Origin of the sequence: Paenarthrobacter sp. PAE-2 (genome assembly GCF_026013155.1) — a bacterium.
Lineage (GTDB): Bacteria > Actinomycetota > Actinomycetes > Actinomycetales > Micrococcaceae > Arthrobacter > Arthrobacter ureafaciens.
This window is the reverse complement of record NZ_JAPDNV010000002.1, coordinates 145930-160011: the sequence shown is the minus strand read 5'-3', so window position 1 is coordinate 160011 and position 14082 is coordinate 145930. Positions and strand designations below refer to the sequence as shown.

9 protein-coding genes are annotated in these 14082 nt (G+C 59.7%); 6 read left to right on the top strand and 3 right to left on the bottom strand.

The window, feature by feature from the left end:
• Nucleotides 1–274: 274 nt before the first annotated feature.
• Complete coding sequence (locus tag OCL88_RS01725) at nt 275–1747, bottom strand: polysaccharide biosynthesis tyrosine autokinase (protein ID WP_264961387.1); 1473 nt, start codon at nt 1745–1747, stop codon at nt 275–277.
• 356 nt (nt 1748–2103) lie between these two features.
• Between OCL88_RS01725 and galE the strand changes: the two genes are divergently transcribed.
• The 3 genes from galE to OCL88_RS01710 all read left to right on the top strand — a co-directional run bounded on the left by galE (nt 2104) and on the right by OCL88_RS01710 (nt 7323).
• Nucleotides 2104–3117 (top strand): UDP-glucose 4-epimerase GalE, encoded by a 1014-nt coding sequence (gene galE / locus OCL88_RS01720; RefSeq protein ID WP_264961386.1) that lies wholly within the window; start codon nt 2104–2106, stop codon nt 3115–3117.
• 298 nt (nt 3118–3415) lie between these two features.
• Entirely contained in the window at nt 3416–5440 is a 2025-nt protein-coding gene (locus OCL88_RS01715; RefSeq protein WP_264961385.1) for a CDP-glycerol glycerophosphotransferase family protein, read from the top strand.
• Complete coding sequence (locus OCL88_RS01710) at nt 5440–7323, top strand: hypothetical protein (protein WP_264961384.1); 1884 nt, start codon at nt 5440–5442, stop codon at nt 7321–7323. The genes OCL88_RS01715 and OCL88_RS01710 overlap by 1 nt, the downstream gene beginning before the upstream one ends.
• A gap of 66 nt (nt 7324–7389) precedes the next feature.
• Here the strand turns inward: OCL88_RS01710 and OCL88_RS01705 are convergent, their stop codons facing one another.
• Nucleotides 7390–8445: an LCP family protein gene (locus OCL88_RS01705; protein WP_264961383.1), complete on the bottom strand. Its 1056-nt coding sequence runs from the start codon at nt 8443–8445 to the stop codon at nt 7390–7392.
• A gap of 83 nt (nt 8446–8528) precedes the next feature.
• Entirely contained in the window at nt 8529–10265 is a 1737-nt protein-coding gene (locus OCL88_RS01700) for a hypothetical protein (protein ID WP_264961382.1), read from the bottom strand.
• 347 nt (nt 10266–10612) lie between these two features.
• Here OCL88_RS01700 and OCL88_RS01695 point away from each other — a divergent pair, with 347 nt between their 5' ends.
• The 3 genes from OCL88_RS01695 to OCL88_RS01685 are packed head-to-tail and all read left to right on the top strand — an operon-like array spanning nt 10613 to nt 14078.
• Nucleotides 10613–11089, top strand: a complete 477-nt coding sequence (locus OCL88_RS01695; RefSeq protein ID WP_264961381.1) for a hypothetical protein — start codon at nt 10613–10615, stop codon at nt 11087–11089.
• Between the two features lie 2 nt (nt 11090–11091).
• On the top strand, nt 11092–12351 hold the full coding sequence (locus tag OCL88_RS01690; RefSeq protein ID WP_264961380.1) for a glycosyltransferase family 4 protein: 1260 nt from the start codon (nt 11092–11094) through the stop codon (nt 12349–12351).
• On the top strand, nt 12348–14078 hold the full coding sequence (locus OCL88_RS01685; RefSeq protein ID WP_264961379.1) for a glycosyltransferase family 4 protein: 1731 nt from the start codon (nt 12348–12350) through the stop codon (nt 14076–14078). The genes OCL88_RS01690 and OCL88_RS01685 overlap by 4 nt, the downstream gene beginning before the upstream one ends.
• Nucleotides 14079–14082: the final 4 nt, after the last annotated feature.

Sequence of the window (14082 nt, the reverse complement as noted above, 5' to 3'; positions counted from 1 at the left end):
GCGGGCGAACCCAATCCTCCTAACGACCGACCTTGGCCCCGTCTCACTGCAGAGAGCAGGGAGGGCCCACCAAACAAGACAAGAACATGATGGTTGCTCGCGAAACTGCCGTTTCTTTGAGGATTTCCGGGCGCGGGTACCAGGCCGGTTCAGCGTTGAGTTCAAGCTTAAGGCCTAGGCTCCAGCCTTTGCTTCTGGTTCGCCGCAGGGAAACGCCGCCTTACTAAGGCTCCTCGCACACCATAATTACAACAAAGAAAGGCAGTCGGGCCGCCTAGCCCTGGATCATGTCGTCCAAGTGCGAGGCGGGAAAGTGCTGCGGGCTCCTGCTTTGCCGGGCTGCGTGAACGCGCTCGCTCGGAACGCGTGGTTGTTTACGTTCACTTTTAGAACTTGCCTCGACACTGCCGTAGTAGCTGTATCCGTAAGCGTCCGGGCCACGAAGCGGTAGGCGGTTGAGTACGACGCCTAGGAGATTGGCCTTAACAAGGGCCAAAGCCTCCATTGACTTTCGCACTTCCTGCTGCGTTGATTTTTGCGCACTGACTACAAGAATCACGCCCCCGACACTTGGCGCGAGTACAGCTGCATCAGTGACAGGAAGAAGGGGAGGCGCGTCAATAATGACGGCGTCAAACACTGTTTCCAACCGCTGGATCAGATTTATCATTTCGCCGGACCCCAGAAGCTCACTCGGGTTCGGCGGAATTTGGCCAGAAGCGAGGATAAAGAGGTTATCCTCTCCCCAAGGCTGCAGCAGGTCATTGACGTCGGCATTCCCGATGAGAGCTGTGGTCAAGCCGACGTTTCGGTCCAGACCTAAGTATTCATGCACCATAGGTCGGCGAAGGTCTCCGTCAATCAAACAGACACTCTGGCCAGCCTCCGCCATAGCCATGGCTAAGTTTGTGGCAGTGGTGCTCTTTCCCTCGCCGGGAAGAGACGACGTCACCAGTACGGTTTTTCCACGACTCGCTACATTGGTGAACTGCAGGTTTGTGCGCAGCTGACGGAAAGACTCGGCCCTGGGACTCTGTGAGCCCGTCTGGGAGAGGAGGGGCTGCTTGGCTGCAGCAGGGTCAAAGGAAATGCCGCCTAAGAGGGGGGCCTCAGTAACTTGCCGGAGATCGGCTTCGCCGCGAATCCGATTGTCCAGCAGGCTTCGAGTGACACTGACAGCGACACCAAGTAGAAGGCCAACTACAAGTCCCAGGGCAAGATTTTTCTTAGTATCCGGAGCTGACGGCATGGTTGGCGCTTGCGCTGGCGTAATTATTGAGAGACCGACGGGTGAAGTCCCGCCCGTTTTAGGGCGTTCCAATGATTCGATGGCTGTTATCAGGCTGTTGGCGACTGCTTGGGCGATCGCGGCGGCTTGGACCGGCGATTTGTCTGATGCCGTTATCTTGATGATGACCGTATTTAGGTCCGCTGTGGCCCGAACTCTATGTGACAGAGCTTCTGATGACTCGTCTATCCCGAGGGCATCTATGGCTGGTTGAAGCACGACAGGGGTCGAGACAGTCTTTACGTACGACTGCACTCTGGCCTGACTGAACGTATTTCCTTGCTGAAGTTCTTGGACGGAGCCTGAATTTTGAATCAAAACGAACAATTCAGCTTGTGAGGTATAGGTCGGCGCGGTGAGTGCAGTCGCCGTCCCTCCTACCAAGAGGCCAGCCAGAGCAAGCGCCGTTATTACAATCCAGTTCCGCCGCGCCATGCGAAGGTAGTCGCGTAGATCCAAAACTGAGGTCCCCCTGATAATTTCGTTTGCGCCGACTCGTCAACAGCGGAACTGTTGCCGGACCTATCTTAGCCATTCAGTCGGAGCCGTGGCACATCACCAAGGAGCTGCGCGCGAGATCGGTGGCATTGGCGTAGCGTTTCAGTACGCCGGCCACTCCCCATGGCACCAGCCCACAGTTGCTCTTGCGGCTGACCCATGGGGAGTGACACACCTTCGGTGCTCGGAGTCTTATTGAAATCGAGTTAGTTCGGATGGTGGTGCTCGGACCTCTCACTAAGCGCCAGCCTAGCATCAAAACGCCTCAGATATGGCAGAATGAACTCCCCAGGAACGAAGGCAATAGAATCAGCAGCATGAAAGTACTAGTGACCGGCGGGGCCGGATATATCGGGTCGCACACTGTGCTCTGCCTTCTTGAAGAGGGTCATGATGTGGTAGTCCTTGACAATCTAAGTAACTCAAATGCTGAGTCGTTGATTCGGGTCCAGGAAATTACCGGTAAGCAGGTGGCGCTCCAGGAGATAGACCTACTTGACTCGGCCGCCGTTCATGGCGTTCTGAGGGGAGGTAACTTTGACTCCGTGGTGCATTTTGCAGGGCTCAAAGCTGTCGGAGAGTCAGTTGTCGATCCCTTGACTTATTACAAAAACAACGTAGCTGGCACAATTAATTTGCTTGAATCCATGCAGAGTGCGGGTGTGCATCGATTAGTCTTTAGTTCCTCCGCTACGGTGTACGGCAACTCTGAGAATGTTCCTCTCACCGAGAAACTGCATCTTGAGGCGACGAACCCATATGGTCGAACGAAACAACATATTGAGGAGATGTTGAATGATCTCTGCACATCGGACCCAACATGGGCAGTAGCGTTACTTCGTTATTTTAATCCTGCTGGAGCGCACGAGTCGGGCCTTATCGGTGAGTCTCCCGTTGGAGTGCCGAATAACTTGGTGCCCTTCGTCGCGCAGGTTGCCGTCGGGCGCAGGGACAAGCTCTTTGTCTTTGGCGGCGACTACCCGACAATCGACGGTACAGGGGTCCGTGACTATATACACGTTATGGATCTCGCAGAAGGACACCTCGCAGCCTTGGGGCATATCCAAAGGAACTGTGGCGCTTTCAAATGGAATCTAGGCACAGGTAAGGGCTCTTCTGTTCTAGAGGTTGTGGACGCTTTTGGTAAGGCGGCTGGGCGGTCTATCAAGTACGAACTAGTGGCTCGCAGACCAGGTGATGCCGCAGTAAGTTACGCGGATGCTGCAGCAGCTTTGGCCGACCTAGGATGGTCGGCGCGGCGAAATTTGGAGCAGATGTGCGCCGACCACTGGCGCTGGCAGGTTTCGAATCCGAACGGTTATGAGCGATAGGCGTGAGCAGCCTTACCATGGCCTTGCTCACCTGACGCTGATGCGCCGCTGTAGATCTGAACGCCCTCGACACCTGGCTTTAGGGCGAAGAGCTTCAAGGATGGTCGTCATGCGCCACTTTCACTGCCGGCCGGACAAGTTCGCAGACGCGCCGAGTCAGCATTTATACAATCGCGCCGCATTTGGGTCCTTTGCGTCATGATTTTGCCTCATCTCCCACTGTGTCCTTGAACCATAAATAGGTACGCAGGGGTCCGCGTCGAAGATGCTCTGCGCCTTCGACTCAGAGGACTACCTGATGCCCGACTCCCTGCCCTTGCTTACCGTCGTCCTTGAGGAACCTGGTCCTTTGGACCGGGAGTCAGCAACTTTCAGGCGGCTCCTAACCGCACGTTTGCGCTATGAGTCTCAGCTCCGCATCGTCCACGTCGAGGAGCCTCTCACTACCAAGGCGATCGCTGCCTTGTGCGATTCCCTTGAGAGTAAGTACGTGGTCTTCGTGAGGGCTACCCAGCAGCTATCGCCGAGCTACTTGGCAACGATGCTCGAATATCTAGGGCCTCGGAACATCTACTTGGCAGAGCCGGTGGTCTACGCAGGGGCCATTCCCAAAAACGTGTCGGCTACCACGATCGAGGACGCCTACCGCTATGCCCGTGACACGGACATTTACGGCGTTGTCTTCAACACGGGTCGTTTGGCGCTCGCGCTGGAAGCCATCGGAGATGTTGACCGCTCAGCCCTCTACCTTAGCTACCGCTTGTATTGGTCGATTGGGGCCGTGAAGCCCCTGAGCGTCGGTTTCTCCGTTGCAACGGACACAAAGGCTGCCATTGGTCTGAGAGTCGAGCCTGATGTGGATCGCTTGGTGCCGCTCATAGTTACGGCTTCCAAGGAACTTCGCATCTACCTCGTAAGGTATCTTGCACTCTTCCTTCGCGGCTTGCGGGCAGAGAAGGTCACCGAGGTCAGCGTGAATCACCTCCGCGACGTTGTGCGCAGTTTCAGGTTGGTTGAGCTGGTCCGTCTGGTGGAACCACTGATGCCTTTTGAGGCGGAGTGGATCCGCTGGCTGGGCGGGCCCGGCCCTGACGCGCGTCCCTTCAAACAACTGACCGGACACGATTCCTATCTTCTTTTCAACGAAGGAGAACAAGCAGCAGGTGACGACTTGTTGCTCTACAGGTTGAGATGCGGGGGAGACGTCCTGACCATCAAGAAGGCATACCGGCCGCATGATGTAAGGCCGGGCTTCGGGAGAGCTGGTACCTACGACTTCTATAGCCGGCCGATAGGGCCGCACTCGACCATGCTGTTCTTTGACCGGCCAATGCAAGCTGACGATAATGCCGAACATCTCTATGAGTACTTCACGCGAACACATCCGGAATACACGGAAGCGTATTTCGCCCTCAACCCAAAGTCCCTGGACTGGCCCCGGCTAAAGGACAAGGGCTTCAAGCTCCTGCCGATCTTCACCACAGATTTCTACGAGAAGTTCCTCATTTCTGACCTGGTGGTTTCTTCCCAGATCTACAACGTGAGGTACAGGGGAAAGTCCTTCGCCAACTCGCGGTTCGTTTACCTTCAACACGGCATCCAGTTGAATGACATGACTGATTGGGTGCTGTCCAAGTACTACGACGTTTTTGTGGCAACCGGTGAACTCGAGGCTGACTACATGGCTGCGCTGGCGCCCAATGAGACCATCAACTGCGGTCTGCCGCGTTATGAGGTTCTGGCCAGGGAGAAGTCCTCACCCACGCACTTGCTGTTCATGCCCACGTGGCGGTTCAACCTGCATCAAGTGTCGGCGGAGGGCTTCGCCAAATCCGACTACTGCAGGGCGATCAACGAACTCATTACCGACCCGCTGCTCTTGAATCACCTTCGCGAAACAGGCCGCATTCTGCAGGTGAAACTACATCCGAACGTTGACAGGCGCGCTGGTCACTTCAAATTCTCCGAACACGTTATCCAGTCGGAACTGAGCTACCGGGAAGCGATTACCTCGGCTGAGATGGTCTTCACGGACTACAGCTCAGCGGTCCTCGACGCGGCATTCATCGAAACGCCGATCGCCTACTACCACTGGGATGCTGCCGACTTCTTCCGGGAGCAACCGTACGAAGCCAGGGTTGATTACTCCGAGGACGGACTGGGACCTGTTTTTCACAAACACGCCGACGTGGTGAGCCACATCGTTCAGGAGGACTACCTCCGTTCCAACCAACTGTTCGCCAAACGCAGGGAGAGGTTCTTCCGAGGAGTGGACCCGGCCAACATCAACGCAACAATCGTGGAGAGGATGCTGAGCCTTTAATGAATATCGCACGCCACATCAAACGCCGCGTCACCGGCCTGGGCAAGAACCTTGCCTATTCATCACTAGGAACTGACGCTGCCCGCAGGGTTCTCAGTGCCCCCTCAAACTCCGCTGCCCGGCAGTTCGTCAAGAAGAAAGGTTTGGAAGGCAGCCTTCGCCGTGTTGCGTCAGGGACGTTGCCCCCAGAAACCTACTTCGCCAAACTGACCATTGCACGTTGGCGCGAACACAACGGTTCAAACTTCCGGCTGCTCCAAGGATCCAAAGTGGTCTACGGCAACCGGATTGAACCGCCCGCGCGTGGGTTCCCGCTCGAGTACCGGAACATTGTGGTCACCTCGGACGATCCCTCGAAGTTTACGTTGGATATCGACGTCCCCTATGAGCTGAAGATCGGTAGGGGAGCGTTCACTACCACGCAGCAGCTCAAGTACGACAAGCAGTACGGCGTGGAACAGCACGGAGACGTCTTCTACTCCATCCGAGGAAACACCAAGAATCCCAAGAGAATGCTCATCACCTTCCCGGGGTTTGGGCCATCAACCACCCGGATCTCCTACGCCGTCAGCTATCTCAAGGCGCTGACGGACAAGGACCTGAAGGACACCGTCATGGTCTGCTTCCAGGACCGCTACCTCAGTGCGGGATCGTACATGATGGTTGACGGTGCCGGCAGGCCGTTGTACGGCCGGGTATGCGCCGCCATCAATCAACTGCTCACCCGATACAAGATCGGATCTGCAGACGTGCTCATGTTTGGTGCATCGAAGGGTGCGAGCATTGCTGTCCACTACGCCCAGGAGTACCCGGACGCCCGGCTGCTCCTGGCAGTGCCGCAAATGAACCTGCCGTACTACTTCAACAAACCGTTCTTTCGGGACAACCTCTATAGAAACAAGGCGCTGGGGGCGATCGAACAGCCCGAATCTGCTCTGCGACGGTACTTCGCAGAAGGCCGCATGATTGATTACTTCTACACAAACTCAGATGAGCTGAGTAATCACTCACTCATTGAGTTCGTCAGGGATGTGCCGAACCTGACCAAATACCGCGTCAATGGCGCACACTCGGATGTTGCCAAGACGGCTCTTCCGGCGATGCTGGGAATTATCCGCGCATTCCTCCAGGGCGGCTCACAAACCCAAAGCATCACCTGCGAACAAGCCAGGGCATTCGAAGGAGACGACGGCGTCCAACTCCAGGTACGCGTCGATCCTGAATCAGCAGAAATCGTCGGAGCGAACTGGTTCCTGGAAGGCCAGCTTGGGCGGACGCGATTCCTGCAGCTGATGAGCAACCATGCCTACGGCTTCGTCAAGTACACCTCTGATGCCCAGAAGCTTTCCCGCGCATACGATCCGGTGGGGGAACTTACCCACGTTGTCGCGATCGGACCCCGGGGGACGATGGCGCGTGGCGAACTGCCTCAAGTTGCCCTGGCTAATGAGGGAGCCAGCGCCGATGGGGTCGTCGAGGCAGCCCAACTCAGCCTGGCAAGCGGCGCGACCGTGGAGCATGCAGTTCTGGACGGAAAGCGCCTCGGTCGGTTCCGATACAAGGTCTTGGCGGCCAACCCCGATGGACACACTCTGGAGATCCACTTCGTCAGCGACGTCGAGGCAGAAGTTCCTGCCTTGGAGGGCTTGGTCACCGGGCAGGCCTCGCACGTGATCGCCGTCCAGCTTCGGAATGGTTGGGACCTGGCAGGTGTGTTTGTGGTGCGATTATTGGTGGCCGCGGGCGTGGAACGCGTTCGGGCAGTCATTCATGATCATAGGGATGACCCTGAGGCGGACGGCGCCCTTGCGACCCTCGAATGGCCGCACGTTACTGTCGTGAGAGCCGAGGACGCTGAGCTCAGAACCGAACAGCTGGCATAGATAGCAAAAGCACGGGCCTCCGCCTTGGGCGGGCCCGTGCTTTGCTTTGTCCTCTGACGACGAAGGCTACTGGGCCAGTCCGTTTTCCGTCACGTACGCGCCAAGCTTGTCCTGGCCGATGGCGTTGGCGATTCCGGAGATGGCCGCCTGGTCGGCAACCACGATCGACTGCCCATCGGCCGAGGTGCCCACGCCCAGGTTCGGCAGGGTGAACATGATGGTGTCCTTCTCGCGAAGGTCCTTGAACTGGAACGCGAGGCCACCGATGGTTCCGGCGTCGAAGTCCTTATCCACGCTGACGTACGGCGAGATGGCGTCCACCATGTTGTTGATCCTTACCGGGTTGGTGAGGGTCTCCTTCGAGATGGTCTTGCTCAGCAGAGCCTTGAGGAAGAGCTGCTGGTTCTTCACGCGGGTGTAGTCAGAGTCGGGGAATGAGCGGCGCTCACGCACGAACGCCAGCGCCTTCTCGCCGTCGAGCAGGTTCTTGCCCGGCTGGAAGGTGACCTTGCCCTTCAGGACGCTTGGAGTGAAGCCGGTCTTGATGTTGACTTCCACGCCGCCCAGGGCGTCGGTGAGTCCCTTGAAACCTTCGAAGTCCACCATGGCAACGTGGTCAATACGCTGCTGGAAGAGCGACTCCACGGTCTGGACTGTGAGGGCAACGCCGCCCTGGGCCATGGCCGCGTTGATCTTCGCTTCGCCGTGCCCGGGGATGTTTACCCAGGTATCGCGCATGATGGAGATTGCGTAGACGTTCTTCCGGTCGGCCGGAACGTGGACCCAAATCAGCGTGTCAGTGCGCTGGTCCGTGGGCGCGGAATCGTCGGTGTCAACGGACTTGTCCGCGTTCTTGTCCTTGCCCATCACCAGGATGTTCATGGCGCCGGTGACGTTCTTGATGGGGCGGGTAGCCTCGTCCGGGAACGCGTTCTCGATCTTGGTGGTTCCGGTGTTGAACGTCTGTGCCAACTTGAAGACATAAGCTCCGCAAGCCAGGGCAATGACCAACACTGCTGCTGCGAAGCCCAGAAGCACGTTACGTGCCGTCTTCTTCTGGCTCTTTTCGCGTCGCGGACGGGCGTGGTGCTCAGCAGTCTGGGCATCAGTAGAGTGCGTCATTTATTCCTAGGGGTTGACATCAGCAGCGATGATTCTACCAAATCCACCTTTAGGACCCTCTGAGGCCAGCCGTAGGGGGCAAGTCAGCCGGCAGCGCTGAACAAGCTCTTGGACGAGAAACTTCGGCTTGAGGTCTTCCATTTATTGGTCACCGTCACCGAGTACGGCGCGTCCTTGGCGAGCGTTGTTTGCCCCACCTTGACCACCATCATTTCCAGCTTCGGATGCATGCCGTTGTTTGCCCCGTACGCAGTATTCTCACCGCTTGCCGCCAACTTCTTGGTCAGTTGTTTGCCGGAAGCCGCTGACCACTTCACTTCCGTGGTGCCACCAACCACATTGAAGCCGTAAATCCGCACCAGCCCAGTGGATGGTTCGAAGGTGGCTTCCGTGATGATGGGGGTGCCGAGCCCCGACTCCATCTGGGTCTTGAGCGGCGTTCCCTTGCCTGCACACGTGTAATACGAATCCCACATGAAAGAAACGATCTTGGTGGCCTGGGACAGCTGCTGGAGCTGCCGCTGTATCCGTTCCTTGGTGCTCTGGCCGCGCAGGTTGTCCCCGCACGGATTGGAAGCTGTTGCGGGTGCCATTCCCTCAAGATTGGCCCACAGAACAGCGCCCGTTCCTGAGATGCCTTGCGCTGCCGCCCGGAAGTAATCACGCACTGGAGCCACGTACTTGGCACCCCACGTGCCCTTGCCCACGATGCTGGCGGCATAACGGTCCACGGAGGAGCCTGCCTCGTTCTCAAGGAAGGCTCCGCCCTTTCCGGTTCCCATACCGTCCTGAATGGCGATGTTCAGTACCAGCCCGCCGGCAGTCTGGGCAATCCGCCTCGCCCCCTCGCGCGCCTGTTCGAGGCTGATGCTCACCGCGTTAACGCGTGCATCGAGGTAAGGACTCACAATGGCGGCCCGGGTAGGAAGGATCTTGTGGATGGCCTGGTTCTGCATGCGGTACACATCAAGGACCGAATCGAACGCACGGCTGCCGGTAACCGGCATCTCAGTGTGGTGGTAGAAGCCTGCCAGCCCGGCAACATTATTCTCTGACGCGTGGTACTGAAGAAAGCGTTCCGTGAAAGCCTTGAGAGTCCCCACATAGGACACATCGGGAAGGTACAGAAGGTCGCTTCGCTTCACGGGCGCAGGGAGTCCTGCATAGAGCTTCATGCCCAGCTTGGTGGCAGCCGCCGCAAGGGAGCCGGTGGCATCGGGCCCCTTGGCGGAACCACCTCCGGCCACTACAACGTCGTACCGTCCGTTCGAGGAATTGCAGCCGCTGCCTTGAGTGGGAATAACCAAGACTGTGAACTTTTTGCCCTGGCTGACCACCTGCCGGTCCCGGGGACAAACAACAGCTTTCTTGCTCCACGTGCTTTGGTCCGGATACAGGAAGTACCGGTTGACGTTGATCTTGTCCGAGACGGCCTTGGCGCAATTTTCGCCGTTGATGAGGCAGTCTTTGGGTATCGATGGCAACGTCACTGGCCGGAAGGACGAACCGAACGTGATGGCTGTATCAGCACCTGCAGCTTTCATCTCCATGAGCTTCTGCGAATTCCGCGAAAGGCTGGAGCTGGCCGAGACGAAGTACCCGCCGATGGGATAGGGCGGCAGTTGCGGTGCCTTGACGGTGGGGGAGGGCGTTGGGCTCGGCTTAGTGGCTTCCGGTTCAGAAGCGGGTTGCTCTGCTTGGTTGGAAAGAACCTGTGGCCCGTGCGGCCACGCCAAGGCGACGCCGGAGACTGCCACGGCAAGGACGACGGCCACCAGGATTGCTTTGATCCGGGGGCGGCTTCCTCTGATGAGCGTCAATGTATTCCTCGGGTCGGCAACAGCAAACGATCCTACGGAAACGGTTGACAGTTATCCATACGCTAGACTAAACCGGGCTGCCCTCCTGCTGTTGGTAGCTGTGGCGGCCGGTACACCCGCGTTGCCAGATTGAAGCAGGCACTGGCAGGGTCGTTTAGTAAGCAACGGGGGGAAAGTTGGGCACCGGTATCAAACGTGTTCAAACCGCATTTGTGGTTTTGATGCTGGCCGTATTTGGGTTCCTCGGAACCCAACCGGCTGTTGCTACTGATGTGTTCCCAAGCCCCCAACCATCGTCGGAAAGCCCTGCTCCCGAGCCGTCGGAGTCTGAAGATCCGCCCCCTGTAGTGGTGATTCCGCCCATCGACTTCCCCACAACCGAACCGGCGCCGCTGGATCCCACGCCCGTGGACCCCGCTCCCGTGCAGCCTCCGGCACCGCCGGCGCCACCACCCGTGGCGCCACCCGCCGTCGAGCCCGTTGCTCCGGCCACCACCGCACCGGTTGTCACTCCACCACCCAGCCTCCCGGTGCTGCCAACCGACGCGCCGGTCCAAGAGTATGTAGTGGAACCCGAGGCACCAACGGAAACGGCCAGCGCACCCGCTGTTGTGACCCCGTCTCCTACGCCCACCAAGTCCGCAGCTCCGGCGGTAGCCAGCGCGGACATCACCGGCCCGCTCAAGGCAGCCCTCGCCCCGGTGGCTGAGAACAACCCGATCGTTCAAGGTCTGACCGTCCTGGTCCTCCTGCTGCTCGGCCTGGCCTACTTCCGCGCATTGCGTTCAAAGGGCATCCGTAGGCCCCGCCTCAACGGCAAGTAGCCATGAAGACTTCCCGTAAACGGGATGCGGCTGACCACAATCCAGCATCGCCCCTGCGCCTCATGCTGCTCACGCATTCCTACTGGCCCGAACACAGCCCGCCGCAACGCCGGTGGTCTTCGCTCACCCGCGAATTCATGAAAGCCGGCTGGGCTGTTGACGTCGTCGCTCCCGTAGCCCACTACCCCAACGGCCGCCGGAACCTCCCGCGCCGAGAAGCCGGGTTCGCCTTCTCGCACCAGCCCGGTCCGTTCAAGGAAACCATCCGCCGCGTGCCCTATCTGCGCCACCTGGGTACCTCGCCGTTGGCCCGCTTTGCGGATCAGCTCTTCTCCGCTGTGATGTCTGTTCCCGTGGGGCTCGGCGGGAAGAAACCCGACGCGATCCTGGCCACGGCTCCCAGCCTTCCAACCCTCGCCACCGGGTACGTTCTCTCCCGGTTGCGCCGCGTGCCGCTGATCGTGGAAATGCGCGACGCCTGGCCGGACCTGGCCCGCGACGCAAGGCTGGTGCAGGGCAGCGTCAAAAGTGTGGCGGAGCGGGCCGTGGAGTTCGTGCAGCAGCGTGCTGATCTGGTGGTTACGGTCACCGAGGGCTTCGCCGAGACGCTGCGCAGCCGCGGAATCAAAAACGTGGAGACGGTCAGCAACGGACTCGACCTCAACGCCATGCCCTTCCTGGAAGCGCCGCCCGCCGAGCGGGACGTCTTCCACGCCCTGTACCTGGGCAACCACGGCAAGAGCCAGCGGCTCGACATCCTCATCCGGGCCGCGGCGTTGTTGGGTGACGGCTTCCACCTGACGCTGGTGGGTCACGGCACCAGCAGACCCCAACTGGTGAAACTCGCCCGCGAGCTGAACGCGCCCGTTACGTTCTTCCCGTCCCTCCAAGGGCAAGCAGTGGTGGACAAGTACCGCGAGGCCGACACGTGCATTGTTTCGCTCCGCGACGACTGGAAGTCCTTCGAAACCACGGTCCCGTCCAAAACGTACGAGGTCCTTGCCATCGGCAGGCACGTCACCGCAATCGTCAAGGGCGAAGCCAAGCGAATTGTTCAGGAAGCCGGGGGAGGGGACGTCGTTCCAGCCAACGCCGAGGCCGTGGCCGAACTGTGGCGCGAATTATCCAAGGACCGAGCCCGGCTAGCCTCCGGAACCAGCGGCCGCGAATGGGTCAAGGCCAACGCCGACTACGCCCAGCTCGCCAGCCGGTACATGGACGCCATCTCCGCTCTGGTGCGTCCGGAACAGGCGGCAGTATGAAGCAGCTTCTGAAGAACCTGGTCCTCACAGCCGGAACCATCTCCGAGCACATTACCGAAGCGCCGTCCGTGCTGTTCCTCCAGATCCTCCGGAAGCTGCCCTCAAAGGTCGTCCGGCCCGTGGCCCGTCGTCTGACGGCGCTGGCACCCGCCTCTTCCCATCCGCTGTTCCTGCTCGCCAGCCACGCTGCCGGCGATTCCACCGGACTGGACCGCCGCTTCACGGACGCTGCCAAAAACGGTGTGGGCCGCGAGCGTGCCCGCAACGCTGCGGAAGTTGCCATCGCCGCCGGACTCCCCGAATGGGCCGATGTCTTCTTGCCGCTGGCCGCCGGGGCCACCCGGACTGCGGCGACCCTCGCCCGACGCAAGTGGTACGACGGCGACATGAGCGGCGCCGTCGTCGTCCTCGCTGACGAGCGGGGTTCCATGGCGAAGCAGCGGCAGCGGCTCGAATCCGAAGTACGCGTCTTCCAAGGCTGGAAACCATCGCTGCCGGCTACGCCGACGACGCCCCAGGCCCGCAAAGTCCTCCACCTCCTCACCAACTCCGTACCGCACACAGGCAGCGGCTATGCCCGGCGCAGCCACTCCATCCTGACCGCGCAGCAGGCCGAGGGCTGGGAAACCCTGGCCGTCACCCGGCTGGGCTACCCGGTGCAGATCGGCTCGCTCACCGCGCGCGAGCGGGACGTGGTTGACGGGGTCCGCTATGAGCGGCTTCTGCCGGCCCGCATGGCAACTTCCATGGACGGCAGGCTCCAGCAGCAGGCTGAAGGCGTGCTGCGCATCGCGCGCCAGTTCCGTCCGGCTGTCCTCCACACCACCACGCACTTCGTCAACGGGCTGGTTGCCCGCGAAGTGGCCGGTGCCCTGAACATTCCGTGGGCTTATGAAGTCCGCGGCCAGCTGGCAGACACGTGGGCTTCGACACGTGGAGAGGCCGCGCGGAGCACCGAACGGTACGCGCTTTTCACCGAACGTGAAGCGGACGTGATGCGCAGTGCCAACCTTGTGGTGACGCTCGGTGAGTCCATGAAACGCAACATTGTGGCGTCCGGAATCGACCAAAACAAGGTGCTGATCTGCCCAAATGCAGTGGGTGGAGACTACCTGGATGAACCGCTTGACCACGCCGATGCACGCAGGGCTCTGGGCCTGGATCCCGACTCCCTGTACATAGGAACAGTAAGCAGCCTTGTTGACTATGAGGGCCTTGATGATCTGGTCAGCGCATTTGCGCTGCTTGCTCCAAGGCTGCGAAAGTTGAAGCTGGTTTTGGTTGGGGACGGCACTGCTGCGCCCGCGCTCCAGGACCAGGTCCGGCGGCTGGGTCTCATGGACCGCACGATCTTCGCCGGGCGTGTGCCTCCCGCGCAGGCACGGCTGTACCACTTGTCCCTGGACGTTTTTGTGGTGCCGCGGAAGGACCTTGCGGTCACCCGCGCGGTTACCCCGCTCAAGCCTGTTGAGGCTTTGGCCTCCGGCCGGCCGGTAGTCGCCAGCGATCTGGACGCGCTCCGGGAGATAGTGCACGACGGCGTCAACGGCAAGGTGGCAAACGCCGAGGACCCGGAAGGGCTGGCTGAGGTGTTGCATGACTTGCTGAGCGACGCGGACTTGCGGCGGCGGCTTGGAGACGCAGGCAGGCAGGAAGTTTTGACCACAAGGACATGGCAGGCAAATGCCCGGGCATACATCCGGGCGTACGAGAATTTGGGCGTCTAACAAA

Coding starts and splice junctions, on each gene's coding strand:
- galE (WP_264961386.1), top strand. CDS start 2,104: ATGAAAGTACTAGTGACCGGCGGGGCCGGATATATCGGGTCGCACACT.
- OCL88_RS01690 (WP_264961380.1), top strand. CDS start 11,092: ATGAAGACTTCCCGTAAACGGGATGCGGCTGACCACAATCCAGCATCG.
- OCL88_RS01685 (WP_264961379.1), top strand. CDS start 12,348: ATGAAGCAGCTTCTGAAGAACCTGGTCCTCACAGCCGGAACCATCTCC.
- OCL88_RS01710 (WP_264961384.1), top strand. CDS start 5,440: ATGAATATCGCACGCCACATCAAACGCCGCGTCACCGGCCTGGGCAAG.
- OCL88_RS01705 (WP_264961383.1), bottom strand. CDS start 8,445: ATGACGCACTCTACTGATGCCCAGACTGCTGAGCACCACGCCCGTCCG.
- OCL88_RS01715 (WP_264961385.1), top strand. CDS start 3,416: ATGCCCGACTCCCTGCCCTTGCTTACCGTCGTCCTTGAGGAACCTGGT.